The following is a 26,125-nucleotide window of genomic DNA, read 5'->3' as shown; positions in this document are numbered from 1 at the left end:
GGGGACCATCCGAAGGATGGTGGGGGGCTGGCGCCCTACGCGATACGGTCAGATGGAAGGGCTTATCCCGGGTGTCCCACCACCCCGCCGCTTCGCGGCGCGGTCCCCCTTCCCGTGACGGGGAGGTTCTTAAACCTGCAACTGCCCGTCCAGAAACTCTGCCACGTCGTCCAGCGGCACGGTCTTGTCGAGGAACGCTTCGCCAATGCCGCGCAGGAGGACGAAGGGCAGGGTGCCCGCATCCATCTTCTTGTCATGCAACATATGGGCGGCCAGCATCTTGCCGCTGACGTTCAGGCCGAGCGATGAAAGTTCGGAAGGAAGTCCGGCAGAGGCGATGGCGGTGGCCACGCGCTCGGCATCCTCACCGGAAATCAACCCGCGCCGCGCGGAATAGCGGGCGGCGAGGACCATGCCCATCGCCACGCCTTCGCCATGCAGCAACCGGTCGGAAAAGCCGGTTTCGGCTTCCAGCGCGTGGCCGAAAGTATGGCCCAGATTGAGCAGGGCGCGCGTGCCGGTCGTCTCGCGTTCGTCCTCGGCCACGATGCGGGCCTTGGCCTTCACGCTTTCGGTCACGGCATATTCCTGCGCCGCTTTGTCACCCGCGATCACCTTGGCGCCGTTACCCTCGCACCAGTCGAAGAAGGGCCTGTCGCCAAGGATGCCGTATTTGATCACTTCTGCGTAGCCCGCGCCCATTTCGCGCACCGGCAGAGTATCCAGCGCGTCGAGATCGGCCAGCACCAGCGCAGGCTGATGGAATGCGCCAACCAGGTTCTTCCCTGTAGGCGTATTGATCGCCGTCTTGCCGCCCACCGAACTGTCCACCTGCGCCAGCAGGCTGGTGGGAAGCTGGATGAAGCCGCAGCCGCGCTTGAGAATCGCGGCGGCAAAGCCGGTCAGATCGCCGATCACGCCTCCGCCGAGCGCCAGAATATGGTCTCCGCGTTCTACTTCCTCGCCCAGCAACCAGTCGATGGCGCGCGACAGGCCATCCCAGCTCTTGGTCGCTTCGCCCGGATCGAGCACCAGCCAGCGCGGTTCCTTGCCTGCCGCCGTCAGCGAGGCATCCACTGCAGCGCGCCAGTGCCGTTCCACATTGGCGTCAGTGACGATCGGCACGCGCTGCTTGCGCAGCATGGCGCCGCATTCTTCCGCGACATTGGCCAGAAGGCCGCTGCCCACGCGTACTTCATAGGAACGTCCCGCGAGTTCGACCGGGATTACAGCCATTTTTCGATACCTTTGAGAATTCTCTGCACGGCCTGATTATGCGGGCCGGCCTCGCTCATCACCTTGATCGGCGCTTGCGAGTAATAGGGTTCGCGCTCTGCCTTCAGGCGTGCGATGATTTCGCGCGGATTGCCATCGCGCAGCAGCGGGCGGGTGTCCTTGCGGCCAACCCGTTCCACCAGCGTGTCCGTATCGCAATCGAGCCACACGCAGATGGCCTTTTCCAGCAGCAGGTGCCGCGTCTCGTCATTCACGAAAGCGCCGCCCCCTGTGGCAATGATGGAGGGGCGATCCGCCGCCAGCCTTGCGATTACGCGGCGTTCTCCATCGCGGAAATAGGGTTCGCCGAAACGCGCAAAAATCTCGCTAACGCTCATCTGCGCGGCTTTTTCGATTGCTTCATCGGCATCGGTGAAGGGCAGGTGGAGCAGGCTGGCGAGCTTGCGCCCGATAGTGGACTTGCCCACGCCCATCATTCCCACCAGCGCGATCGGCCGGTCGATACGGGCGGCCAGCTCCTCTATCTCGCTGTCGCTGAGCATGGGTTCGGGTTTGGTCATTGCCGCCTTGCCTATAGATGCGCTAACCGGCAGCGCAAGCGCCGCGCGAACCTTGCGCGCGGCTGGATGAAGCTGGCGAGGACGCGATCATTGGCCATGAGTTCCAGGGGGTTTGTTGCAACATTGGCGGTGATCGTGCTGCTGGTGCTCGCCTTGGCGTGGTATGACGGGGGCGAACAGCCCATGCGCGAAATCAGCCAACCTGTTGCCCTGCCAGGAGATTTCAAGTGAAGCGCGCCCTCCTGATCGGCGCCGCCGCGCTGGTATTCTCTTCCGGCATGGCGATTGCCGCGCCTGAATCGCTCTTGCCCCCGGGCTTTGACAAACCGGCGCCCGCGCCGGCTGCGCGACCTGCCGCCCCCATTGCGGCGCCGACCGTGGTCGCCCCTCAGCAGGGTGGTGCCATTTCCTCGCCAGTGGTGCAGCCGTTGCCGGGGGCGGTGGAGAGCGGCGCGCCTGCCGCCGCCTTGCCTGCCAATTTTCCCTCGATCGCGCAGATCGAGAATATGAGCCCTGACGAAATCGACGAACTGCTGGGCCTCAAGCCGAAATTCGATATTCCACCCGGTGCGCGCCGTTCGCTTCAGAGGGTAGGCGTGATCTCGCAGGAGGAAGGCGGGTTTCCGGCCCGCGCCGTGGCCGGGCAGCCTGCCGCACTGGTGCGCGCTGCACTTGGGGCGACGAAGCATCCGCTGGTCTCGCGCTGGGGCCATATCCTGCTGCGGCGCACTCTGGCCAGCCGCCTCGACGCGCCGCAGGGCATGGACCCGGTGGAATTCGCCGCCCTGCGCGCCGCTGCGCTCAACCGCATGGGTGAAGGCTATGTCGCCCGCGCGCTGGTGCAGGATGTCGATTCCTCCAACTACAATTCCGCGCTCACCAATGCGGCTTTCGATGCCTATCTGCTGACTGGCGATATTGTCGGCCTGTGCCCGGTCGCGCGGCTCAAGGGGGATATGCGCAAGGATGGCGAATGGAAGATGGTGCAGGCCATCTGCCGTTCCTACGCTGGCGACGGGCGGCAGGCCGCGCGGGATCTGGACATTGCCCTTTCACGCGGCACCGCGCCCCGTATCGATGTGCTGCTGGCCAAGCGTTATGCCGGGGCCGCGGCCGAAGGCGGGCAGGCCGTGAACATCGAATGGAACGATGTGCGCGAACTTAACCCCTGGCGCTATTCGCTGGCTGTGACGTTGGGTATCGAAGTGCCGGACAGCCTGCGGAACGGTGCGGGCGCGTGGTATGACCGCATGGGGGCGCTTTCGCCCGCCTTGCCGCTGGGAATCCGCGCAGCATCGGCCGATCGGGCTGCCGGGGAAGGCATCCTCTCCAGCGCGGCGCTGGTCGATCTCTATTCGCAGATCTTCTCCACGCCGGAGATCGAGGGCGAAGTGGCCCAGCGCGCCGCCTTGCTGCGCGAAGCCTATGTGGCGCAGGATCCGGCCGACCGTATTCAGGCAATCCGCGATCTGTGGGGTTCCGCCACGCCCGATTACGGAAGGCTGGTGCTGACTGCCTATGCGGCGGCACGCATTACGCCGAGCAAGGATCTGGAGGACGATTCCCCGCTGCTGATCGCTTCCATGCTGACAGCCGGGCTCGATCGGAATGCTATGCGCTGGGCCTCCGTCGTCCCGCAGGGCAGCGCGGGCTGGGCGATGCTGGCACTGGCGCAGACCAGGCAGGACAGCACAGTACGCCAGTCTGCGGTCGAGTCCTTCTTTGACGACGATTCGAGCGCGGGCCAGCGCAAGGCGCAGTTCCTTCTTGCCGGGCTGGCGGGCCTTGGCCGTCTCGATGAAGGCGATATCCGCAGCCTTTCGGAATCCCGTGGCCTTAACCTTGCACGTGAAAGCTCGTGGAGCCGGATGATCACGCGCGCTGCGGAGGCCGATAATCCGGCGCTCGTCGCAATGCTGGCAGGGCTCGGCATGCAAGGCGACAAGTGGGAAATGATGACGGCGCGCCAGCTTTATTATATCGTCCGCTCGCTTGATCGCGTGGGGCTCTCCGCCGAAGCGCGCATGATCGCGGCAGAGGCCGTCGCCCGGGGATAGGGTTATCTCGGGCGCCATTGAATCCTTCCTCGCCATGCTCGCTGCCGAGCGTGGGGCGGCTGCGAATACGCTGGCGGCCTATCGCCGGGATCTGGAGGGCGCGGAGGAACTGCTCGGCAATCTTGAGCGAGCCGACAGGGACGCTATTGCCTCGCTTGCCACCCGTTGGGCTTCGCTTGCTCCGGCCAGTGTGGCCCGCAAAAGCTCGGCCTTGCGCCAGTTTTACGGCTTCCTTCAGGATGAAGGGCTGAGAAAGGACGATCCCTCCCCAGCCTTGCCAAGGCCGCCCGCAAGGCGCGCTTTACCGAAGATTCTCAGCCATGAGGAAGTGGCCAGCCTGTTCTCCCGCGCGGAGGAGGAGGCGGAAAATGGACGGATGGATACAGTCCGGCTGCTGACGCTGCTGGAACTGCTCTATGGTTCCGGTCTGCGCGCGACCGAACTGGTGTCGCTGCCGCTCTCGGCCGTTCCGCGCGATGCCCCATTCCTGACCGTTACTGGCAAAGGGGGCGTTTCGCGCATGGTACCGGTTTCGGCGCGGGCCCGGCAGGCGCTGTCCCGCTGGCTGGAAGTGCGGCAGGGGGAGGGGCGCTATCTCTTTCCTTCCCGTGCCAAGCATCTCAGTCGCATCCGCCTTTATCAGATGCTGAAGGAACTGGCCGTGCGGACGGGCCTGGCTCCCGAAAAACTGAGCCCCCATGTTCTGCGCCATGCCTTTGCCACACATCTGCTGGAAGGCGGCGCGGATCTGCGGGTTCTTCAGACCCTGCTGGGCCACGCGGATATCGCGACCACGCAGATTTATACTCATGTCGATGCCGCGCGTCTGGTGGCGCTGGTGAATGAACGCCACCCTCTGGGCCGCGCCCCTCTTGCCCCGAAGCCTTCGGACGACTAGCGCAGGGCGCATGATTTCCTATCTCGAATTCGAAAAGCCGGTTGCCGCCCTTGAAGCTCGAATTGCGGAGCTTCGTGCCGCTTCCGAAGGTGACGACGTCGATATATCGGCGGAGATCAAGCGGCTTGAGGCCAAAAGTGCTGAGCTGCTGGCCAGCACTTATGCCTCGCTCACTCCGTGGCAGAAGACGCAGGTGGCGCGCCATCCGATGCGGCCGCACTTCAAGGATTATGTCGAAGAGATCTTCGACGATTTCGTGCCGCTCGGCGGGGATCGCTATTTTGGCGAGGACGAGGCGATAATCGGCGGACTGGCGACCCTGGATGGGCGCAAGGTCATGCTGATCGGCCACGAGAAGGGCCATGACACGCAAAGCCGCATTCGCCACAATTTTGGCATGGGCAAGCCGGAAGGATACCGCAAGGCGGTGCGCCTGATGGAGATGGCCGGGCGTTTCGGCCTGCCGGTGGTGACGCTGGTGGATACATCCGGCGCGTTTCCGGGGATCGAGGCGGAAGAGCGCGGCCAGGCGGAGGCCATTGCCCGTTCGACCGAGGCCTGTCTTGCACTGCCGACGCCGATGGTCGCAGCAATCGTGGGTGAAGGTGGTTCGGGCGGCGCGGTGGCACTGGCCAGCGCCGAACGCGTCCTGATGCTCGAACATGCGGTCTATTCCGTTATTTCGCCGGAAGGCTGCGCCTCGATTCTCTGGCGCACAGGCGAAAAGGCCCCGCTCGCGGCGGAGGCTATGAAGATGACGGCCCACGATCTGCTTGAACTGGGCGTGATCGATCGGATCGTGGAAGAACCGGCAGGCGGTGCCCATCGGGATCGCCGGGAAACAGCCCTCGCGCTTGGTGCGGCTATTGCGCAGGAACTGGACGCTCTGAACAAGAAAAGCTCGGCTGCCCTGCGCAAGATGCGCGAGGACCGCTTCCTCAAGATCGGCTGAGGAAAACCACGCTTTCTCCCGGTCGCGCTTGCATGGGCGCGGCCCCCAAAGCACTATGCCCCCGTGTTGGAGCGGCCATACGAGCCGCACGGAGGAGCATTCATGTCTGCATTTGCGAAGATTCGCACACGTTCCACGGCGCTTGGCGGGGTGGCCTGCCTTGCGCTGGCCGGCTGCATGGCTGGCGGCCCCATTGCCTCAGCGGGGAGCCCGATCACTCCCACCGAAGCCCAGCAGGGCGCCCAGGCACATACGCAGATCGTTTCCGAATTCGGCGGCGCCATGGGTGGTTCTCAGGCCGATTATGTGATCGGCGTCGGGCAGAACATCGCTTTCCAGTCCGGTCTGGGCAATTCGCCCGGGGCCTTCAAGGTGACGCTGCTCAATTCCTCGGTGAATAACGCTTTCGCGATTCCCGGCGGCTATGTTTACGTCACCCGGCAATTGGTCGCCCTGATGAACAACGAGGCGGAACTGGCGGCGGTGCTGGGGCATGAAGTGGGCCATGTCGCCGCGCGTCATTCCGCCAAGCGGCAACAGGCGGCGCAGCAGAATGCGCTTCTCGGCGCGCTGGGGCAGATTCTTTCAGGCGTGTTGCTGGGCGATTCGTCACTGGGGCGGCTGGGGCAGCAAATCTCCAGCACAGTCCCTGAACTGGCGACTCTCAAATATTCGCGCGGGCAGGAGCTGGAGGCCGATGGGCTGGGCGTCCAGTATCTGGGCACTGCCGGTTACGACAAACGCGCCATGGCGAGCCTTCTGGCCAGCCTCGCCGCGCAGAACTCTCTCGATGCACAGCTTCAGGGGCGGGATGCGCGTATGCCGGAATGGGCTTCCACGCACCCGGACCCGGCCTCCCGCGTGCAGAATGCGCTGCAACTGGCTGGCGCGGCCAATGGCGGAACGACAAATCGTGATGCTTTCCTCACCCGGGTCAGCGGCATCGTCTATGGTGACGATGCTCATCAGGGCGTGATCGAGGGGAATCAGTTCATCCATCCCGATCTGCGCATGTCCTTCAAGGCACCGCAGGGCTTCTACATGGTGAACGGAGCCGATGCGGTTTCGATCAACGGCAATAGCGGCAAGGCCCAACTTTCCCGTGCGGCCTACAATGGCAATCTGGAAACCTATGTGCGGCAGGTATTCCAGAAACTCGGCGGCACCCAGCAGACCCTTGCTCCCCAAAGCGTCAAGCGCACCACAGTAAACGGCATCCCGGCCATGGTCGGCACCGCGCGTGTGCAGAGCGGGGAAGGGCAGGTGGACGTAGTTGTCTATGCCTATGAGTTTTCCAGCGGTCAGGCGCTGCATTTCGCGGCCCTCGCTCCGGTCGGGCAGGCAGGCGTGTTTGACGGGATGTTTGCATCGATGCGGCGGCTCAGTGCGTCGGAGGCCGCCGCTGTCACGCCGCGCAAGCTGGAGGTGGTGACCGTAAAGAGCGGCGACACTGTCGCCTCGCTGGCCAATCGCATGGCCTACACGGATTCGCGAGAGGCCCGCTTCCGGGTGCTGAACGGACTTGCCGCAGGCGATACGGTGAAGGCAGGGCAGAAGGTCAAGGTCGTCGTAAGGGGTAACTAAGCCGCCTATGACAAGCAGGTATATGGAAAGGGCGGCAGGTTTCCCTGCCGCCCTTTAATATGCTTGCTATGGCGCAGTCAGATCCTGACCGCTGCCATGTCGAAGCTTACGTGGCCGGGGTGTTGGCCATCTTGGTTTCGACGGTGTTGAAGGTCGTTTTCAACTGACCACCGAGGGTGCTCATCGCGGTCACGGCGGCAACGGCGATCAGGGCGGCGATCAGGCCGTATTCGATTGCGGTGGCGCCAGCTTCGTCGCGCAGCAGCTTGTTCATGAACTTCATCGCTTGTCTCCTGGTACAATCTTCGCGCCCGGGCCAACCCCACATGACTGGTTCGGGCAGGTTGTGACTACGTGACAAAGGTTGAAAAAGGCCTAATCTCAAAATTGCCCCATCGCGAAATCGGCTTTCTCGACAATCAGGGCCCACAACCCACTATTGCCATTTCCGACGCCTTGCAGCGCCCCGACGATCGCAATCACAATCAATGACACGATCAATCCGTATTCGACGGCGGCAGCACCCCTGGTATCTTCCAGGATCGCACCGAAAAGATTTCTTTTCACTGCTCTGTTACCCCCGTCCAATTCGGACTGACGATCATCATTTCCCATACAAATCCTAACAAAAGGTTTCTGATGGCTACTGACCTGGAAAATATCCCGACATGGATGCCGGTAGTGGCTGCCGCGATCATGCACGGGGATGGCCGGGTGCTGATGCACAGGCGCCCTTTCGGGAAGCATCATGGAGGGTTGTGGGAGTTCCCCGGCGGCAAGGTTGAGCTTGGGGAAACGCCTGTAATGGCGCTGATCAGAGAGATTAATGAGGAATTAGGGATAATTCTCGATCCGGCAGGCATGGCGCCGGCGGCCTTTGCTGAATCGCATCCGGACGGCGCCAACCCCGCGATTGTCATTCTTCTTTACACTGTGACGCTCTGGAAGGGAGAACCCCATGCCTACGAGGGTGGAGGCTGGGGCTGGTTCACATTCCAGGAGGCCAAGGCGCTGGAAAAGCCGCCTCTCGACATAATTTTGCTGGATAGTCTCAGGAATCTGAAAAAAGACGTCGGATAGGTATTGCCAAGATGAAAACTCAGCCCTATTGGCCGCCCTCCAAGCGCACCCGTAGCTCAGCTGGATAGAGCATCAGACTACGAATCTGAGGGTCGGACGTTCGAATCGTTCCGGGTGCGCCAAAAAACAAAAGGGCCACTCCTGCGAAGGGGCGGCCCTTTTGTTTTGTGCGGTTTGTGACGCCCGTTCCAAGCCGCACCTGGAGGCTCCGCACGCTTCCCCTTATACGGCACACGCTTCCCCGTTGCCGCTGGAACGGCCCCGTTCGGCCCTGCGTTTCACGAACTCCAACTGCATCTGCAACTGCATGGAGAAGAGAGCATGGCCGTAAACAGCGATATCTTCGAACGTCTCAAGCAGGATCACGATCTCCATCGCGAACTGCTGGAGCGCATCGAGCAGACCCACGGGGAATCGGATGAGCGGGCCGAATTGTTCGAAAGACTCACCATTGAACTGAAGGGCCATGCCGCGGCGGAAGAGCAGGCGCTCTATTCCACGATGATGCGCAAGCCCGAAACCACCGACGACACCCGCCATTCCGTGGCGGAGCATCACGAGATCGAAGAATCGCTCAACGATATCGCAGCGACCGATATGGCCAGCGGTGCCTGGCTGGTGAAGTTCCGCCAGCTGCGCGACGAGTACCTCCATCACATCGATGAGGAGGAAGAAGAACATTTCCCTGATTTTGCCGAGCACCTCACCAAGGAAGATGAAGCCTTCATGGAAAAGGTGTTCGAACGGCGCAAAGCGGCAGAGACGGCAGAGGCGGAAGTTACGCCTGAACGCAAGGAAGACGCCAAGGAATAGCTCGATGGACCAAGGGGCACTTGGCGAAGTGGGTTTGGCACTCTAACGGGCCATCCATGGCGTTGCCCGGCTGAGGGCTCGCGTGGCAGGAATTGGAATTATGAGCACCAAACCCCCCGTGCCCCAAGAGGTCCAGGAAGCCATTCGTACGCTGATCCGCTGGGCCGGTGACGATCCAAGCCGTGAAGGGCTGGTCGATACGCCATCGCGTGTGGCGCGCGCATGGAAGGAATATTGCGAAGGCTATAGCGAAGATCCCGGCATACACCTCTCCCGCGTGTTCGAGGAAGTGGGCGGCTATGACGAGATCGTGCTGCTGAAGGATATTCCCTTCCAGTCGCATTGCGAACACCACATGGCCCCGATCATCGGCAAGGCGGCAATTGCCTATCTGCCGACCGACCATGTTGTAGGCATTTCCAAGCTTGCCAGAGTGCTGCACGGCTATGCGCGCCGCCTGCAGGTGCAGGAACGCCTGACCGCCGAAGTGGCGGATTGTATCGAGCGGCATCTCAAGCCGCGCGGCGTGGCCGTGGTAATCGAGGCAAGCCATTCCTGCATGACCGCGCGCGGCGTCAGGACGCCCGGCGTCGGCATGGTGACCAGCCGCGTGTCAGGCGTGTTCCGCAAGGATCACCGCAGCCGCGAGGAAGTGCTCCGGCTGATGGGGTATTAAAAGGCTGGAGGCGCACATGGACGCACAGGCTGAATGGAAACTCCCATGGACGGGAGGATGCCGGTGCGGTGCTGTGCGCTTCGAGGTCGTGCTTGCACCGCTGCTGGCCAGCGTTTGCCATTGCTTTGGATGCCAGCGCATGTCGGCCAGCGCCTTTTCCACCACGCTGACAATTCCACAGGCGGGCTTTCGCCTCTCCCAGGGAACGGTGGTGACAGGCGGCGTCCACGGCGCCGCGGTGCATCACCATCATTGCGATGCATGCAAGAGCTGGGTCTTTACTACCTTAGAACCGGAGATGGGCTTCGTGAACCTGCGCGCGACGATGCTTGATGAAGCGTCATGGTTCGAGCCTTACGCAGAGATGCAACTGGCAGAACGCCTGCCCTGGGTTGCCACTCCTGCGCGCCGGAGCTTCGAGCGTTTTCCGAAGATGGAAGAATATGCCGGCCTCATCGCTGAATTTGCGGAGCACGGCAAAAGACCCTGAAGACAGGGCCGGGTGGGGCGATCCGAAAGAACCGCCCCGAATTCAGCCTCAGAGCTGGCCGAGCATATATTCCGCGCTGGAGACGTTGAAGTCGCCGGGGGCCTCGACGTTCAACTGTTCCACCACGCCATCGTTGACCACCAGCGAAAAGCGCTGGCCCCGCGTGCCCATGCCAAAGCCGCTTCCGTCCATGGTGAGGCCCAGTGCCTTCACGAAATCGCCATTGCCATCGGCAAGCATGGTGACTGCATCCGAGCCGGAGGCCTTGCCCCATGCGCCCATCACAAAGGCATCGTTCACGGCCGTGCAGGCGATCTCGTCAATACCCTTGCTCTTCAGTTCCTCGGCCTTTTCGACATAGCCGGGCAGGTGCTTGGCCGAGCAGGTGGGGGTGAAGGCACCCGGCACCGAGAACAGGGCAACCTTCTTGCCCGCAAAATATTCGCCCGATTGCACGGCTTCAGGGCCGTTCGCGGTCACCTTCACCAGCTTCACATCAGGCAGTTGGTCGCCAACAGAAATCGTCATGTCATATACCTTTCCAGAGCCATTATCCGTCCTGGCGCGGGGATAGGCTGCAAGAGTGCGGGGGCGCAACCGGGAGTTTCTTGCCTCAGGGCTAATTTCGCTTGATGGTTCCCCATAGAGGGCAGAGGGAACATGGCGTCCGGCACAGATCGGCCATCCGCGATTGGTATTTTGAAATCTATTCGTCGTAACCCGGCTTTACCTCCGGTCCCGGCAACGTCTAAGAGCGTTGCAAGGGATGCCACCCCCCTTTGCTGGCATCTTTCCTCTTGTCTCGCTTCCCGGAGAACACGCAGTGGCGACCAATTTTGCGGCAATTACCGGCGATTACGTCGTGAAGGATATTTCTCTCGCCGAATATGGCCGGGCTGAAATCGCGATTGCAGAAACCGAAATGCCGGGCCTTATGGCCCTTCGTGAAGAATATGGTGCGGCGCAGCCGCTGAAGGGCGCACGGATCACCGGCTCCCTGCACATGACCATTCAGACGGCTGTGCTGATCGAAACGCTGGTGGCGCTGGGTGCCGATGTGCGCTGGGCAACCTGCAACATCTTCTCCACGCAGGATCACGCCGCCTCCGCCATCGCAGCCCGGGGTATCCCAGTATTCGCGATCAAGGGCGAAAGCCTCGCCGATTACTGGGATTATGTGGGTCGCATCTTCGACTGGGGTGACGAAACCTGCAACATGATCCTGGACGATGGCGGCGATGCCACCATGTTCGCCCTGTGGGGCGCGCGGGTGGAAGCGGGCGATGAATTGCCCGAACCGGCCAATGCTGAGGAAATCGAGTTCCAGCGCGCGCTGAAGGCCTTCCTCAAGGCGCGTCCGGGATACCTCACCGAGACGGTGAAGTCGATCAAGGGCGTGTCGGAAGAAACCACGACGGGTGTTCACCGCCTTTATCACATCGCCAAGAACGGCAAGCTGCCTTTCCCCGCGATCAACGTGAATGATAGCGTGACCAAGTCGAAGTTCGACAACCTCTATGGCTGCAAGGAATCGCTGGTCGACGCTATCCGCCGTGCGACCGACGTGATGCTGGCCGGCAAGGTTGCCTGTGTTGCGGGCTTCGGTGACGTGGGCAAGGGTTCGGCCGCTTCGCTGCGCCAGGGCGGCGCACGCGTGATGGTGACCGAGATCGACCCGATCTGCGCGCTGCAGGCGGCCATGGAAGGCTATGAAGTCGTCACGATGGAAGAAGCCGTGACGCGCTGCGACATCTTCGTCACCGCCACGGGCAATGAAGACGTGATCACCGCCGAACATATGAAGGCGATGAAGCCGATGGCGATCGTCTGCAACATCGGCCACTTCGACAGCGAGATCCAGATTTCGGCGCTCGACAATTACGAGTGGACCGAGATCAAGCCGGGTACCGACCTCGTTACCTTCCCGGACGGCAAGCAGATCATCGTTCTTGCCAAGGGCCGCCTGGTGAATCTGGGCTGCGCCACCGGCCATCCCAGCTTCGTGATGTCTTCCAGCTTCACCAATCAGGTGCTGGCGCAGATCGAACTGTTCACCAAGGGCGACGATTACGCCAATCAGGTTTACGTCCTGCCCAAGCATCTCGACGAGAAGGTGGCTGCGCTGCATCTTGAAAAGCTGGGCGTAAAGTTGACGACGCTCACGCCGAAGCAGGCCGATTATATCGGCGTTCCGGCGCAAGGGCCGTTCAAGCCTGATCATTACCGTTATTGATCGAATGTGGGGCGGCGGAGAAATCCGCCGCTTTCCACAAGAGGATTGCCAGCGATACCATTGTAATCGCGGCCTGCCGGGCATAGCGAAGTCGCGATGGAAATGAGCCCCACCGCTTTGGCGCTGCTCGGCCTGCTGCTGGCAGCGTGGACTCTTGGCGCCGCTCTGCTCGTGTTGCGTTCCAACGGCGCGGCGCGTGGAGCCGAGGGCGCGCGCCGGGCGGCCAAGCGGCTTGCCCGGATGGTCGAGGAATCGCCCGCGGTTCCGATGCTTGTGCGGGCGGATGGCCGGATCGAAGCGCCTGAGCGGCTGGCGTCCTGGCTGGGGCTCGACGCAGTGCCGGGTTATCTCTCCGAACTGGATGCCCGCACGCACGGGCTGGCTTCGGACCAGCTCTCCCAGCTCGACGAGAACGTTCGCCGCGCGCAGAAAACCGCGGCCCCATTCCGCATGGTGGTCACGCCGCGCGGAACCACCCGCAGTCTGGCGGTACATGGTCATCTGGCCGATCCTTCGGTGTCTCCGGGCGGGGCGGCGCTCGTATGGTTTTTCGATTTTTCCGACAGCCAGACCGAACTTTCGCGTTTGCGGGCGGAAGCCGCGCGGGCGCGAGGCGATTTTGCTGCGCTTGTCGGCCTGATTGAGGCCGCGCCAATGCCCATGTGGTTTCGTGGACCGGATATGAAGCTGCGGCTGGTCAATTCCGCCTATGTCGATGCTGTTGGCGCTGCGAGTGCGGAGGCTGCGGTTGAAGGACAGATCGAGCTGATCGAGGCAACCGATGGCCTGACGGCAGCTCAGGTCGCGGGTCAGGCCCATGCCAAGGACATGCCGATCGAGCGCATGGTTTCCGCCACTATCGACGGGCAGCGCCGCGCATTGCGCGTCAGCGATCTGCCTCTGGGCGAAGAAGGCGTGGCAGGATATGCCGTGGACATCGAGGACATGGAAGAGCTGGGCCGCGCCTTCAAGGCGTTCCGCGAGGCGCAGCGTTCCATGCTCGACCAACTGAGCGTCGGGGTGGCGCAGTTCGATGAACGGCGGTTCCTCACCTTCGCCAACCAGCCGTTCCAGCGTATTTTCAAACTTCCCGGCACGATCGCCATCGATCCGCCGGATTTCGACCGTTTCCTGGACATTGCACGCGATGCTCATCGCGTACCGGAAGTCCGGGACTTTCCGGCGTGGCGGCGTGAACTTGGGGCATGGTTTGCCGCGGGCTCGCCAAAGGAAGAGGCCTGGCCTCTGCCGGATGGGACGCATCTGCGCATCGTAGGCCAGCCCATGCCGGATGGTGGGCTGGTATTGGTGGCGGAAGACCGGACGGAGCAGCTTGCATTGTCCGCCACGCGTGACACGCTGTTGCGTACCCGGACGGCGACGTTCGATTCCCTGTTCGAATCCCTGGCCGTCTTCGCGCCTGACGGTAGGCTGCAATTGTGGAACCGGCGTTTTCTGGCGGTCTGGGGGCTCGACGGCGAATTTCTCGACGCGCACCCCCATGTCTCGGCGCTGCTCGCCCAGATCCGCGACCGTCTCGCACGGCCTCCTCAGGCCGATTCCATCGGGGATGTCGTCCGCGCGGCCACCCTCGATCGTCGACAGAAGAAGGGCAGGGTCGTGCTGGCGGATGGGCGCACGCTGGAATTCGCGGGCGTTCCCTTGCCGGACGGCAATGGCCTGCTCACCGTGCTCGACATCACGGATTCTCAGAAGGCCGAGGCTGCCCTGCGGGAGCGTAATGCCGCTCTGGAAGAAGCGGATGCTGTGAAGACCCGCTTCCTCGCGAACATGTCCTATGAATTCCGCACGCCGCTCACGTCCATCGGTGGCTTTGCAGAATTGCTGCAGAGCGGGGTGGCCGGGGAACTCTCCGAAAGCGGCAAGGAATATGTTGCGGCAATTCTCGAATCTGTCGCCCGGTTGGGAGAGCAGATCGAGAATGTCCTCGATCTTTCGCAAAGCGAGGCCGGCCTTCTTCCGCTCGACCTGGCCCCGCTCGACATGTTCCCGTTCCTCACGACGATCGTGCGGGACCGTGAAGGAGCAATTACCGGCGGAGGCCTGTCGCTTGAATTGCGCGGTGACAGATCGGCAGGACGCATCCAGGCCGACAAGCGGCGCCTTGGCCGGGCAATCGGCCATATATTGGACAATGCGATTGCCGCGACGCCGGAGGGCGGAAAAATACTGGTCGATATTGCGCGCGTGAAAGAGGGGGTGCGTATCGTGGTTTCCGACAACGGGGGAGGTATGAGCCAGGCCGATGCTGCCCGCGCGCTTGAAGGCTATAAGGTCGCCCATGACGGCAAGACGGTCGCCCGTAGGCAGGGGCTCGGTCTCCCGCTCGCGCGGCAATTGATCGAGGCGCATGGCGGCAAGCTCTCGCTCGTGTCCGAAAAAGGCGCTGGCACGACCGTGACGATGATTCTGCCATGATCGTGGATCTCCCCGATCTCGCCGCGATGGAACATCTGGGCGGCCGAATTGCTGAACGCCTGCGGGCGGGAGACGTGGTGGCGCTCACCGGCGGTCTTGGCACTGGGAAGACGACGCTCGCGCGGGCGATTATCGCGGCGTTGGGCCATCAGGGCGAGGTTCCGTCACCCAGCTTCACCATCATCGAAACCTACGATCCGCCAGCCGTCCGCTTGCCGCTGGTTCATGCCGATTTCTATCGCCTGTCCCGCCCGGAAGAAGCGGAGGAACTGGGGCTCGACGATTATCGGGAGGGCGCGGCGATGATTGCCGAATGGCCGGATCATGCCGGGGGGTTCGCTCATGAGCCCGGTTGCCTTTCCATCGCGCTGGAAATTGCGGGTGAAGGGCGCAAGGCCGTTGTCGAGACGGGGGCGGATTGGCTAGGGCGATTTCCATGAGCCTGCCTGACGGTATCGAACAATTCCTCGCCAGCGCAGGCTGGCAAGGTGCGTCCATTGAACCTTTGCCCGGAGATGCCAGTTTCCGTCGCTATTTCCGTATCCGGGATGGCGCGAAAAGCGCGATGCTGATGGACGCGCCTCCCCCTCATGAAGATCCGGGGCCGTTCCTCGATGTCGCTCACTGGCTCACCGAACATGGCCATCGTGCTCCCGCTATTTATGCGGAGGATCGCGCGCGGGGCCTCGTCCTGCTGGAAGATTTCGGTTCCGATCGGATGCGGGACTGGCTGGATGTCCATCCCGCTGCCGAGCAGGAAACCTATCGCGGTGCGATTGACGCGCTGGTGAAGCTCCACCGCTCGTCGCCCGGGCCGTTCCCGCCCTATGATATGGCGGTCTATCAGCGCGAGGTGGCGCTCTTCCCGGAGTGGTATTGCCCGGCTGCGGGGATCGAAGTGGACGCTGCTGCCTATGCCGATGCGTGGGATAAGGTGATGGCCCCGGTCATTACCCGACAGGCGCCCGGCATCACTGTCCTGCGCGATTATCACGCGGAAAACATCATGCTGCTGCCGAATGGCGCGCAGGGATTGATCGATTTCCAGGACGCTCTTGTGGGCCACCCGGCCTATGACATCGTTTCGCTGCTGCAGGATGCCCGGCGTGATGTTTCGATGGAACTCGAACGGGCCATGCTCGATCATTACCTGTCGCAGGTGAATGGCGGGCCGGAACATGACGCCGAATTCACGGCTGACTATGCCCGCCTCGGCGCGCAGCGTAACGCCAAGATCGTGGGTATCTTCGCCCGCCTCTGGAAGCGGGACGGCAAGTCGCGCTATCTCGCCTTCATCCCGCGCGTGTGGGAAGCGCTGGAGCGCGATCTCGCTCATCCTGCACTTGAGCCTGTCGCGCGCTGGTTCGATGCCAATATCCCGAAGGATGTCCGGGAGAGGTGCGGAGGAGGGCTGGGGTGAGCACACTTGCATCGGATACGGCGATGGTGCTCGCGGCCGGCCTCGGCAAGCGCATGCGCCCGCTCACTGCGACCCAGCCCAAGCCGATGGTGCGGGTGGCCGGCAAGCCGTTGATCGACCATGTACTGGATCGCCTTGGCGCTGCCGGGGTGACGAAGGCGGTGGTGAACGTTCACTATCTGGCCGATGCGCTGGAAGCCCATCTTGGCGCCCGGCCTATGCCCAAGGTCACCATTTCGGATGAGCGCGCCCTGCTGCTGGAAACCGGCGGCGGGATGGTGAAGGCGCAGGCATTGCTGCCCGATCCGTTCTTCTCTGTGAACGCGGACAATATCTGGCTCGACGGGCCCTATGATGCCTTTCGGGAGCTTTCGGAAAGCTGGGATGCTGAACGGATGGATGCCCTGCTGTTACTGGTGCCGCATGCGGGAGCCTTCAATTATCGCGGCAAGGGTGATTTCCAGATGGACCCGTTGGGGCGTATTTCGCGCCGGCGCTCGGGTCGGATCGCGCCGTTCATCTACAGCGGCATCCAGCTCGTTTCGCACCGTCTGTTGCGGGATGCACCGGAAGGGCCCTTCTCGACCAATGTTCTGTGGAGCCGCGCGATCGAGGAAGGCAGGCTTTACGGGCTCTGTTTTGCGGGGGAGTGGTTCGAAGTGGGCGAGCCAGGCGCGATTGGGCCCACAGAATCCGCTTTGAAACGTGGCTGAGCGGTCGGGCCCTCAGGTCTATTCGATTGCTGCCCATCGCGGCTTTGCCGATGCTCTGGTGGCGGGACTGGTGCCGCGTTATTCGGAAGAGGATTTCGGCCTTGCCCGGCTGACGCTTCTTTTGCCGAGCCGCCGCGCCATCCGCACGGTCACAGAGGCATTCATCCGTCATTACGGCACTCAGGAAGGCCAATCCGGCCTGCTGATGCCGCGCATGGCGGTGGTTGGCGATCTCGATCTGGATGAGACGCTGGGCCCTCTGTTCGATCCGATCGGAGAGACTGGCGATATTCCACCCGCCGCCGATCCCACGCGCCGTTGGCTGCGGCTGGCTGAACTGGTGCGCGAACATGGAGGCGAGCAGGCCAGAAAAGGCGCAACTGCTCTGCGGCTTGCTGCCCAGATCGCGCAGGCGATGGATCGTCTGCTGGTCGAGGACGTCGCGCCGGAACGGCTGTGGAGCGACGAGGTGCTGAATGTCCTCGCCGATCTGTCTCACCACTGGTCCGCCAATACCCGGCTTTTCGCTACGGTTCAGCAATATTGGCTGGCAGAGCTGGCGGAACGGGGCGAGGTGGATGCGGCCACCCGGCGCAACATGTTGTTCAACGCGGCAGCGCGCAAATGGCGGGCGGCCCCGCCAGCTTCCCCAATCGTTGTGGCGGGCGTAACCAGCTCGGCACCGGCCCTTGCGCGCCTGCTGAAAGTCATTTCCGAACTGCCGCAGGGCGGGGTAATCCTGCCGGACCTCGACCTGTCGATGGACAATGCGGTGTGGGACGAATTGGGCTGCGCCGGAGCGCCGAAGGAGGGGGGCGGGCCGGTCTTTGCGCGGGGGGATGCCGTTACCCATCCGCAATATCACCTCAAATTGTTGCTTAACCGCATGGGGGTGGCACGCGAGGAGGTGCAGCAATGGCATCGTGCCGGGATGGCAAAGGGGCCGCCCGAGCGTACCCATGCCATTTCCAGCCTGTTCCTGCCGCCACAGGCCAGCAAGCAATGGGCCACGATGCCTGCGGAACAACGCCGCCTTGCAGGTGTGCGGATCATGAACACCGCCAATCCCGAAGAAGAAGCGCAAGCCATCGCGCTGCTCATCCGGCAATCGCTGGAAGAGTCGGAGAAGCGGGTTGCGCTGGTGACCCCGGATCGCAGTCTTGCCGGCCGCGTGGCAGCCCATCTGCAGCGCTGGAACATCGCGGCCGACGACACCGCCGGCAGGCCGTTGTCGCAAACGGCGGCGGGCCGGGTTCTTCTGCTGCTGGGCGAGATCATGGCGGATCATGCTGCGCCGGTCCCGCTTATGGCCTTGTTGGGCCATCCCCTCGCCGGGGCTGGGGAGGGGCGGCCGGACTGGCTTGAGCGTGCGCGTGCCTTGGAACGCGATATGCGCGGGCCGCGGCCCGAACCTGGCCTTGCCGTTCCGCGCCGACTGGCGATGAAGCTGGCCGAGCGGGATCCCGGCATTCTCCCTTGGTGGGAACATATCGAAGCTGCCCTTGTGCCGTTGCTGGAACTGGGCGGCAGGGACGAAGCTCCACTGGCCGATTTGCTTGACGCTCTGGCGTCTGCCGGAGAGGCATTGTGCGGCGAAGCCCTGTGGGCCCGGGAAGACGGACGTGCGCTGGCTTCGCTGGTAGAGGATCTGAGGCTCCACGCCCGTGACGTGGGAACCTTGCTGGCCCCCCAAGATCTGCACGCGGTGCTGCGCGAGCGGATGGATGCTATCGCCGTTCGTCCGCCCTGGGGCGGCCATTCGCGCGTGGCGATCTACGGCCTTCTGGAAGCGCGGATGACGCGCGCGGAACTGGTCATCTGCGGGGGGCTGAATGAAGGAAGCTGGCCCCAGATACCTACGCAGGATTCCCTGCTGGCGCCTGCCATTCTGCGAATATTGGGCGTACCCGCAGCCGATTTCCGTATCGGCCTTTCAGCACATGACCTTGCCGGCCTGCTAGGCGCGCCGGAAGTGGTGCTCAGCAGGGCCGACAGGGACATATCCGGCCCGGCCATCCCTTCGCGCTTTCTCCTGCGCGTCGAGGCGCTGCTGGGAGAGAAATTGCTGGGCGATCACCGGGAAGCAGAGGCCGTCAGGCTTGCTCGCGCCATTGATGCGGCGCCCCGTGCACCGCAATATTTGCGGCCGCAGCCGATGCCGTCGGCCGAGCGGCGGAAGGTTCCGATCAGCGTCACCGCTCTGGATCGGCTGCGCGGCGATCCCTATCAGTTCTATGCCAATGCCATCCTCAAACTGCGCAGCCTCGATGCGCTGGATACAGTGCCCACTGCGGCCTGGAGGGGGGACGCCGCACACAAGATTCTCGAAGCATGGCACCTTGAGGGGGGTGAGCTTGCCCCGATCGCGGAACGGGTGCTGGAACAGATCAACGCGCATCCTCTGATGCGGACCTTGTGGCGGCCGCGCCTGATGGCGGCGCTGCAGTGGATCGAGAGCGAGCTGACCGAGCGCTTGCCCGAACGGAAAGTAGCCGCTGTCGAAGCCTGGGGCGAAATGGAAGTGCGCGGGGTAACGCTGCGTGGCCGCGCTGACAGGATCGACCGCCTGCCGGGCGGCGAACTGGCCATTGTCGATTACAAAACAGGCTCTCCGCCCTCCGGCAGAATGGTGGAGGAAGGTTTTGCGCTCCAACTCGGGGTTCTGGGGCTGATGGCGCAGGCCGGCAAGATCCGCGACAGTGCGGGTGAGGTAATCACCGGAGAACCTACCCATTTCGAATATTGGTCCTTCGGAAAAAATCCGCAGAGCGAAACCGGGTTCGGCAAGCGGGATGAGCCTATCAAGGAAGGGCGCAAGAAGACGGGCCTGCTGCGCGAGGAATTCCTCGAAAGGACGGAAGACTATCTGCACGACGCGCTCAGCCGCTGGATATTGGGCGCCGAACCCTTCACTGCGCGGCTCAATCCCGATCTGCCCAATTATGGCGAATATGACCAGTTGATGCGTCTGGATGAATGGATGGGACTGGAGGACGAGGCTAAGGGGAACGGGGCCAAGCAGAACGGGGCTAGGGAGAAGGGTACGTGAGCGGCAAGGTCTATCCGCTCAAGGGCAATCAGGCCCATGCGGTCGATCCGGAACGCACTGTGTGGCTTTCGGCATCAGCGGGCACGGGCAAAACCCAGGTGCTATCCGCCCGCGTGCTTCGCCTGTTGCTCCAGCCTGATGTCCAGCCTTCCGAGATTCTCTGCCTGACCTTTACCAAGGCTGGCGCGGCGGAGATGGCCGTGCGCGTCAATGAGGTGCTGGCCGGTTGGGTGCGTATGCCGGACGGCGATCTGGCGGCGGACCTCAAGGCAATCGGGGCCGATTTTGGGCCCGATGCCATCGAACGGGCTCGCACTTTGTTTGCCAGCGTCCTCGATTGCCCGGGGGGTGGATTGAGGATCGACACGATCCACGCCTTTGCCCAATGGCTGCTCTCGGCCTTTCCCGAGGAAGCAGGCCTTACTCCCGGCACTCGTGCCATGGAAGATCGCGAGCGTAGTCTGCTGGCGCGGGAGGTGCTGGCGGAAATGCTGGTGGAGGCGCAGCAGCAGGGTGACGAAGAAACGCTCGATGCCCTGGCGGACCTTTCGCTCAGGAAAGGGCCGGATGCGGTCGAAGCCTGGCTGATGACATGCGCCCAGGCGCGAGAGGCATGGTTCGGTGCAGGGGCTTGGATTCCTCCTTTTGCTGACCGTCTGAACCAGTTGCTCGGTCTGCCCGCCGATGCGTCCGAAGCGGATATCGTGGCGTTATGCGCGGATGATCGTTTTGACACTGTCTCGCTACGCATGTGCATGACGGCGCAGGCAGGATGGAAGGCCAAGACCGGGCAGGACACTGCTTCGGCCATCGGGGAATGGCTGGCTGCAAGCCCCGGCGAACGGGCGGAGCGGCTTGGCGATCTGCAAAGCGCGCTCTTCACCCAGAAGGGGGAGCCGCGCAGCCTCAAGCAAATGCTCGGGATCGATCCGGCCTACCCCGATTACGTCGCCCGCGTGGGGGAGCGGATTGCCGAAGTCGCGCAGTTCAAGGCTCTGTTGGGCCTGGCGAAGTGGCTACTATCGGCCCTGATGCTCGGCCGAAAATTCGCGCTGGCATGGGAAGATGCGAAGAATCGCGAAGGGCTGATCGATTTCGACGACCAGATTCGCCGCGCTTCCGACCTGCTCCATCGCTCCGATCTGGCGGACTGGATCCGCTACAAGCTGGACCGGCGTTTCGATCATATTCTGGTGGATGAGGCGCAGGACACCAATGAGGCGCAATGGAGGATCATCGATGCGCTGACAGGGGACTTCTTCGCCGGACTGGGGCAGCGCGATGGCAAGATGCGCACCCTGTTCGTGGTGGGCGATTACAAGCAGGCGATTTTCCGTTTCCAGGGCACCAGTCCCGAGAATTTCGCGAGGGCGCGGGATCGGGTGCGCAAGGCGCTGGCGGGTGCGGTGGCGAATGCGCGGGAAGCGCGCGGCGGCGGACCGGCGCGGGACTTGCTCGACCTCGGGCTTGGCCAGAGCTTCCGGACTGCCCAGCAAGTCCTCACTTTCGTGGACGAGGCGATCGCCGCCATCGGGCATGGTCGTTTTGGCCTGAGCGATGAACCGGAAAAGCATTTCGGTGATGATCGCCCCGGCCTTGTCATTCTGTGGCAGCCGGTTTCCTCCGAGGCCAACGATGCAGGAGAGGATGAAGGCGAGCAGAGCTGGATATCCAGCGCGGAACGCCGGATGGCGGGCAAGATTGCCCGGCAGGTCAAGGCATGGCTCGATCAGGGCTTCCCGCTCGCCAAGGGGAGGCATCGCAACGCCGGGCCGGGCGACATCATGGTGCTGGTCCGCAAGCGCCGCGATCTGGCGGGGCTGATCGTCGCGCGGCTCTATGCGGCCGGCGTGCCGGTGGCAGGGGTGGACCGGCTTCGGCTTGGCGCCCCTCTGGCGGTGAAAGACCTGATGGCCGCCTTGCGTTTTGCCGCGCAGCCGCTGGACGACCTCAATCTTGCCAATCTGCTTGTTTCTCCGCTGATCGGCTGGAGCCAGCAGGATTTGCTCGATCATGGCTGGCGGGAAGATGGCCGGGTGCGCCTGTGGGGCCACCTGCGTGCTTCATCCGATCCACTCGTCCGGGCCACACTGGTGCAATTGGGCGAATTGCTGGCACGTGCGGATTACGAGCCGCCTCAGGCGTTGTTGCACTGGATTCTGGTTGGTTCCTGGCAAGGACGTCGTAAACTCGTCGCCCGGCTTGGGCGCGAGGCGAATGATCCGATTGACGAACTGCTCAATGCGGCGCTCGCTTATGCCAGCGCGCTTACACCCAGTCTGCAGGGCTTCATTCAGTGGTTCGATGCTGGCGAGGGTGAATTGAAGCGCGAGGCCGGGGCAAGCAGCGATCTGGTGCGGGTGATGACCGTGCACGGCTCCAAGGGGCTTCAGGCACCGATCGTCATTCTGGCGGATGCGGCTGGAAATCCCGACACATCCCCGCCGCGCGGGCTGGAACTTGAAGAGATCCTGCCGGGCGGGGCGGGGCGACGCGTGCCTTTGCCGAGCCTTTCAGGCGAGGAAAAGGTGGGGCGTATCGCCCAGGCCGAAGCAGCGGGTGCCGCTGCCGAGCGGGAGGAACATTGGCGCCTGCTCTATGTGGCGATGACCCGTGCGGAAGAGGCTTTGTTCATTGGCGGTGCGCTTGGCAGCCGGGAGGATGAACCCGCGCCTGATAGCTGGCATGCGCAGCTTCGCCCGATATTCACCGGGGAGCCAATCGAAGACCCTGTGTGGGGGCGTCGCTGGGAAATTGGAGCTTTGCCGCCACCAGTAGCGGGCGGAAGCCCGGCGGTTTCCGGGGAGGCTTCCATCGCCTTGCCGGAATGGGCTTTGCGGCCGATAGGGCCGGAACCGCGCCCGCCGCGCCCGCTCGCGCCGTCTTCGCTTGGCGAGGATACTGCGCCCATGCCGCCTATGCCTCCCGGAACGATGGAGGCGGCTGCGCGAAGGGGGACACTGATCCACGCCCTGCTGGAACGCCTGCCCGAGCTTGAACGGGATGCTCGCGCCGGGGCTGCCCGGCAGTGGCTGGCGCGTCGGGCTGCCGATCTGGATGAAGCAACCCGCGAAGAGATGACGGAAGCGGCTCTGGCGGTGCTGAACGCTCCCGACTGGGCCGAGATATTCTCCCCTTCCGCGCTTGCCGAAGTTCCGCTGGCGGCCACGGTCGAGGGCAGGGTAATCGCCGGTACTGCGGACCGCTTGTTCGTCACTGCCAACCGCGTGATGGTGGTGGATTTCAAGACAGCTGCCCGTCCGCCCCGGTCGCTTACGCAAATCCCGATGGCCACCTTGCGCCAGATGGCGGCCTATGTCGCTGCGCTGGAGGTAATCTATCCGGGGCGGGTAGTGGAGGCTGCGGTTCTCTATACCCAGACGCCTGAATTGTTCGCCTTGCCTGCCGCTTTGCTGGCAGAGCACAAAGCGCACTTGTCCCCAGCGCAGTAATCCTTTCACCCTCGGCCCGTTGCCTTCGGGGCGAGCCTGCCTAAATTGCAGATCAACGACGTTTCAGGAGAATCCCGATGGCTACCAAGGCCGTGACCGACGCCAGCTTTGCCGATGACGTGATCAATTCCGACAAGCCCGTTCTGGTCGATTTCTGGGCTGACTGGTGCGGCCCCTGCAAGATGATCGCTCCCGCGCTGGAAGAAATCAGCGAGGAACTGGGCGAACAGGTGACCATCGCGAAGGTGGACATCATGGAAAACACCGAAACCGCCAGCGCCTTCGGCGTCCAGTCGATCCCGCTGATGGTTCTGTTCAAGGGTGGTCAGCCTGTGGCTCACAAGCTCGGCGCCGCACCCAAGAGCCAGATCAAGAGCTGGATCGAAAGCGTTCTGTGATGTGATTTCCCCTCCTCTTCGGAGGAGGGGTTCAGGCCGGCAGGTTTTCCATCAGGCCGGCCAAATTATCCCACAAGGCCGGGCTCGCCGCGCAAAGCAGGCCTTTGCGCCCATCGTCCACGCGATAGGCTGAACCGTCTGGCCGTGCGGCCTTTCCCCCGGCTTCGTTGAGGAAAAGCACCCCCGCTGCGTGATCCCACGGGAGGGTCCGCTCGAAGACGGCGATGTCGTTCTCCCCCAGCGCGAGCCGTGGATATTGCTCTGCCGCGCAATAGGGCACATCGACGCAGCGGTAATGCGGAGCGACCTGATCGATGATCGCCTCCCGCCGGGCCGGGTCCATGAATATCAGCGAAATAGCGGCTATCGGGAGGGTTCCCTCGCTGGGGCGAGCCGTGATTTTCCGACCGTTCACAAAGGCGCCCTTGCCGCGATGAGCGACACAGAAGCGGTCGGTCAGAACGTCATAAACCCAGCCCGTATGACATTCCCCGCCTTCTGCCAGTGCCAGCAAAATGCCGAAGGGTGGCTTGCCTCTGGCGAAGTTGCGGGTGCCGTCCAGAGGATCGACGATCCAGCATGGGGCGGAAAGCCGGTCCATCACGGAAGGATTGGCATGGGCCGCTTCTTCGCCCACGATGGAAAGGCCGGGGATGATCTTTGCCAGCCCTTCGGCCAGCATTTCCTCCGACAGGTGATCCGCCACAGTGACGACATCGTCCGCCGCCTTCGCCGTTACCTGATGGTCTGCGAGCGTCTGATAATGCGGCAGGATCGCCTGGCGGGCTACATCACGTAGCAGGGAATGGACGGCATCGTGCAAGCCGTCCGGGTTCACGAACGATAGTCCGCGTTGATCGCGATGTAGCCGTGTGTCAGGTCACAGGTCCAGACGGTGGCGCGGCCATCGCCAAGTCCGATGTCGACTGAAATGTCGATCTCGCGGCCCTTGAGATGCTCAGCCACCGGTGCCTCGTTATAATCCGCGAGAGGCTGCCCGTCCTTCGCGGCCCAGACGCCGCCAAAGCCGATGGACAGCCTGTCGCGGTCGGCCGGTTCGCCTGCCTTGCCCACTGCCATCACCACACGGCCCCAATTGGCATCTTCGCCTGCGATTGCGGTCTTGATCAGCGGGGAATTGGCAATTGCGAGGCCGATCTTGCGTGCGCTTTCATCCGAAACGGCGCCCGTCACGTCCACCGTGATGAATTTCTGCGCCCCTTCGCCGTCGCGCACCACGAGGTGGGAGAGCTGGCGACAGATGTCGAGCAGCGCGGCAGTGAAGGCATCTGCGCCAGGGCTGTCCTCACCAGTCAGCGGATCGTTGCCTGCCTTGGCGGTGGCGAAGGCCAGCACAGTGTCGCTGGTGGAGGTGTCGCTATCCACGGTGATGCAGGAGAAGGTCCGCAGATTGGCCGCCGAAAGGGCCTGCTGCAAAAACGCTGGCGAAACTGCGGCATCGGTAAAGATATAGCCAAGCATCGTCGCCATATCGGGCGCGATCATGCCGCTGCCCTTGATGATCGCGGCCAGTGTCACTGTCTTTCCGCCGATCATGGCCTGCGTCATCGCTCCCTTGGGGAAAGTGTCCGTGGTGGAGATGGTCCTCGCCGCGTCTTCCCAACTGCAGGGTTCTGCATCCAGAACCGCCTCGACGCCGGCGCGTGCCTTGTCCTTCGGCAGGGGGACGCCGATCACGCCCGTGGAACTGACGAACACTTCGGAAGGCGCGCAGCCCAGATGGGCGGCGACCTGCCCCATGATCTGCTCCACCGCCTCGCGCCCGCGATAGCCGGTAAAGGCATTGGAATTGCCTGCATTGACGATGAGCGCGCGGGCTTTCCCGGCTTTCGCCTGTTCGCGGCCCAGTTCAACTTCGGAAGAACAGCAGACGTTTTTGGTGAACACGCCGGCCACGACAGTGCCTTCCGCCAGCTCTGCATAGGTAAGGTCGCAGCGGCCCCAATCCTTATAACCCGCGCGCGCGACGCGCAGGGTCACGCCTGCGATCTGGGGCATGTCGGGGAAAGGCTTCGCGAGCGGCGATATTTCGAGTTCCATGAGGGCAGCCATTA

At 63.0% G+C, this 26,125-nt stretch carries 24 protein-coding genes and 1 tRNA gene; 18 read left to right on the top strand and 7 right to left on the bottom strand.

The features are described from left to right. Positions 1-129: 129 nt before the first annotated feature. Both aroB and H0274_RS05395 read right to left on the bottom strand, forming a co-directional pair. The gene (aroB, locus tag H0274_RS05400) at positions 130-1,236 is read right to left on the bottom strand and encodes a 3-dehydroquinate synthase (protein WP_226793774.1); all 1,107 of its coding nucleotides are present in this window, start codon (positions 1,234-1,236) and stop codon (positions 130-132) included. Then, complete coding sequence (locus H0274_RS05395) at positions 1,227-1,796, bottom strand: shikimate kinase (protein WP_226793771.1); 570 nt, start codon at positions 1,794-1,796, stop codon at positions 1,227-1,229. The genes aroB and H0274_RS05395 overlap by 10 nt, the downstream gene beginning before the upstream one ends. Before the next feature lie 96 nt (positions 1,797-1,892). Between H0274_RS05395 and H0274_RS15595 the strand changes: the two genes are divergently transcribed. From H0274_RS15595 to H0274_RS05375, 5 genes are all read left to right on the top strand, one after another. Further along, on the top strand, positions 1,893-2,027 hold the full coding sequence (locus H0274_RS15595) for a hypothetical protein (protein WP_264295447.1): 135 nt from the start codon (positions 1,893-1,895) through the stop codon (positions 2,025-2,027). Beyond that, positions 2,024-3,853 carry a hypothetical protein gene (locus H0274_RS05390; RefSeq protein WP_226793768.1) on the top strand — a complete coding sequence of 610 codons (1,830 nt, stop codon included), beginning with the start codon at positions 2,024-2,026 and terminating at the stop codon, positions 3,851-3,853. Before H0274_RS15595 ends, H0274_RS05390 begins: the two co-directional genes overlap by 4 nt. 4 nt (positions 3,854-3,857) lie before the next feature. Continuing rightward, positions 3,858-4,751: a tyrosine recombinase gene (locus H0274_RS05385; protein ID WP_226794445.1), complete on the top strand. Its 894-nt coding sequence runs from the start codon at positions 3,858-3,860 to the stop codon at positions 4,749-4,751. 10 nt (positions 4,752-4,761) lie between these two features. Beyond that, on the top strand, positions 4,762-5,703 hold the full coding sequence (locus tag H0274_RS05380; protein WP_226793765.1) for an acetyl-CoA carboxylase carboxyltransferase subunit alpha: 942 nt from the start codon (positions 4,762-4,764) through the stop codon (positions 5,701-5,703). Positions 5,704-5,805: 102 nt separating this feature from the next. Further along, complete coding sequence (locus H0274_RS05375) at positions 5,806-7,287, top strand: M48 family metalloprotease (RefSeq protein WP_226793762.1); 1,482 nt, start codon at positions 5,806-5,808, stop codon at positions 7,285-7,287. Positions 7,288-7,393: 106 nt separating this feature from the next. Here the strand turns inward: H0274_RS05375 and H0274_RS05370 are convergent, their stop codons facing one another. Together H0274_RS05370 and H0274_RS05365 are read right to left on the bottom strand one after the other, a co-directional pair. Next, a complete protein-coding gene (locus H0274_RS05370; RefSeq protein ID WP_226793759.1) occupies positions 7,394-7,570 on the bottom strand; it encodes a Flp family type IVb pilin in 177 nt (58 codons plus the stop codon). Positions 7,571-7,668: 98 nt separating this feature from the next. After that, entirely contained in the window at positions 7,669-8,037 is a 369-nt protein-coding gene (locus H0274_RS05365; protein ID WP_226794476.1) for a Flp family type IVb pilin, read from the bottom strand. Here H0274_RS05365 and H0274_RS05360 point away from each other — a divergent pair. From H0274_RS05360 to H0274_RS05340, 5 genes are all read left to right on the top strand, one after another. Continuing rightward, a complete protein-coding gene (locus H0274_RS05360; RefSeq protein ID WP_319018204.1) occupies positions 7,927-8,367 on the top strand; it encodes a (deoxy)nucleoside triphosphate pyrophosphohydrolase in 441 nt (146 codons plus the stop codon). The two genes, H0274_RS05365 and H0274_RS05360, sit on opposite strands and share 111 nt — an antisense overlap. A 45-nt stretch (positions 8,368-8,412) precedes the next feature. Next, a tRNA-Arg gene (locus H0274_RS05355) sits at positions 8,413-8,489 on the top strand. A gap of 199 nt (positions 8,490-8,688) precedes the next feature. Continuing rightward, positions 8,689-9,180 (top strand): hemerythrin domain-containing protein, encoded by a 492-nt coding sequence (locus H0274_RS05350; protein WP_226793756.1) that lies wholly within the window; start codon positions 8,689-8,691, stop codon positions 9,178-9,180. Positions 9,181-9,280: 100 nt separating this feature from the next. Beyond that, on the top strand, positions 9,281-9,856 hold the full coding sequence (gene folE / locus H0274_RS05345) for a GTP cyclohydrolase I FolE (protein ID WP_226793753.1): 576 nt from the start codon (positions 9,281-9,283) through the stop codon (positions 9,854-9,856). A gap of 16 nt (positions 9,857-9,872) precedes the next feature. Further along, a complete protein-coding gene (locus H0274_RS05340) occupies positions 9,873-10,346 on the top strand; it encodes a GFA family protein (RefSeq protein WP_226793750.1) in 474 nt (157 codons plus the stop codon). A 48-nt stretch (positions 10,347-10,394) separates the two neighbouring features. On the opposite strand, the gene H0274_RS05335 is transcribed toward H0274_RS05340, so the two are convergent. After that, complete coding sequence (locus tag H0274_RS05335; RefSeq protein WP_226793747.1) at positions 10,395-10,874, bottom strand: peroxiredoxin; 480 nt, start codon at positions 10,872-10,874, stop codon at positions 10,395-10,397. A 295-nt stretch (positions 10,875-11,169) separates the two neighbouring features. On the opposite strand from H0274_RS05335, the gene ahcY reads away from it, so the two are divergent. The 8 genes from ahcY (at position 11,170) to trxA (ending at position 24,050) form a co-directional block, all read left to right on the top strand. After that, positions 11,170-12,579: an adenosylhomocysteinase gene (gene ahcY / locus H0274_RS05330; protein WP_226793744.1), complete on the top strand. Its 1,410-nt coding sequence runs from the start codon at positions 11,170-11,172 to the stop codon at positions 12,577-12,579. Between the two features lie 96 nt (positions 12,580-12,675). Beyond that, a complete protein-coding gene (locus tag H0274_RS05325) occupies positions 12,676-15,018 on the top strand; it encodes a sensor histidine kinase (RefSeq protein ID WP_226793741.1) in 2,343 nt (780 codons plus the stop codon). Next, complete coding sequence (tsaE, locus tag H0274_RS05320; RefSeq protein WP_226793738.1) at positions 15,015-15,458, top strand: tRNA (adenosine(37)-N6)-threonylcarbamoyltransferase complex ATPase subunit type 1 TsaE; 444 nt, start codon at positions 15,015-15,017, stop codon at positions 15,456-15,458. The genes H0274_RS05325 and tsaE overlap by 4 nt, the downstream gene beginning before the upstream one ends. Continuing rightward, on the top strand, positions 15,455-16,438 hold the full coding sequence (locus H0274_RS05315) for an aminoglycoside phosphotransferase family protein (protein ID WP_226793735.1): 984 nt from the start codon (positions 15,455-15,457) through the stop codon (positions 16,436-16,438). Before tsaE ends, H0274_RS05315 begins: the two co-directional genes overlap by 4 nt. Further along, positions 16,435-17,151 carry a nucleotidyltransferase family protein gene (locus H0274_RS05310; RefSeq protein ID WP_226793732.1) on the top strand — a complete coding sequence of 239 codons (717 nt, stop codon included), beginning with the start codon at positions 16,435-16,437 and terminating at the stop codon, positions 17,149-17,151. Before H0274_RS05315 ends, H0274_RS05310 begins: the two co-directional genes overlap by 4 nt. Beyond that, positions 17,144-20,200, top strand: coding sequence for a double-strand break repair protein AddB (gene addB / locus H0274_RS05305; protein ID WP_226793729.1), 3,057 nt, complete (start codon positions 17,144-17,146; stop codon positions 20,198-20,200). Before H0274_RS05310 ends, addB begins: the two co-directional genes overlap by 8 nt. Beyond that, complete coding sequence (addA, locus tag H0274_RS05300) at positions 20,197-23,652, top strand: double-strand break repair helicase AddA (RefSeq protein WP_226793726.1); 3,456 nt, start codon at positions 20,197-20,199, stop codon at positions 23,650-23,652. Before addB ends, addA begins: the two co-directional genes overlap by 4 nt. A gap of 77 nt (positions 23,653-23,729) precedes the next feature. Further along, positions 23,730-24,050: a thioredoxin gene (gene trxA, locus H0274_RS05295; RefSeq protein ID WP_226793723.1), complete on the top strand. Its 321-nt coding sequence runs from the start codon at positions 23,730-23,732 to the stop codon at positions 24,048-24,050. Between the two features lie 31 nt (positions 24,051-24,081). On the opposite strand, the gene H0274_RS05290 is transcribed toward trxA, so the two are convergent. Together H0274_RS05290 and argJ are read right to left on the bottom strand one after the other, a co-directional pair. Next, positions 24,082-24,888: an inositol monophosphatase family protein gene (locus H0274_RS05290; protein ID WP_226793720.1), complete on the bottom strand. Its 807-nt coding sequence runs from the start codon at positions 24,886-24,888 to the stop codon at positions 24,082-24,084. Next, positions 24,885-26,111: a bifunctional glutamate N-acetyltransferase/amino-acid acetyltransferase ArgJ gene (argJ, locus tag H0274_RS05285; RefSeq protein ID WP_226793716.1), complete on the bottom strand. Its 1,227-nt coding sequence runs from the start codon at positions 26,109-26,111 to the stop codon at positions 24,885-24,887. The genes H0274_RS05290 and argJ overlap by 4 nt, the downstream gene beginning before the upstream one ends. Positions 26,112-26,125 lie beyond the last annotated feature (14 nt).

It is taken from the genome of Fulverythrobacter ferritrahens (assembly GCF_020539485.1).
Classification (GTDB): Bacteria; Pseudomonadota; Alphaproteobacteria; order Sphingomonadales; family Sphingomonadaceae; genus Andeanibacterium; species Andeanibacterium ferritrahens.
This window is presented reverse-complemented; position numbering and strand designations above follow the sequence as displayed.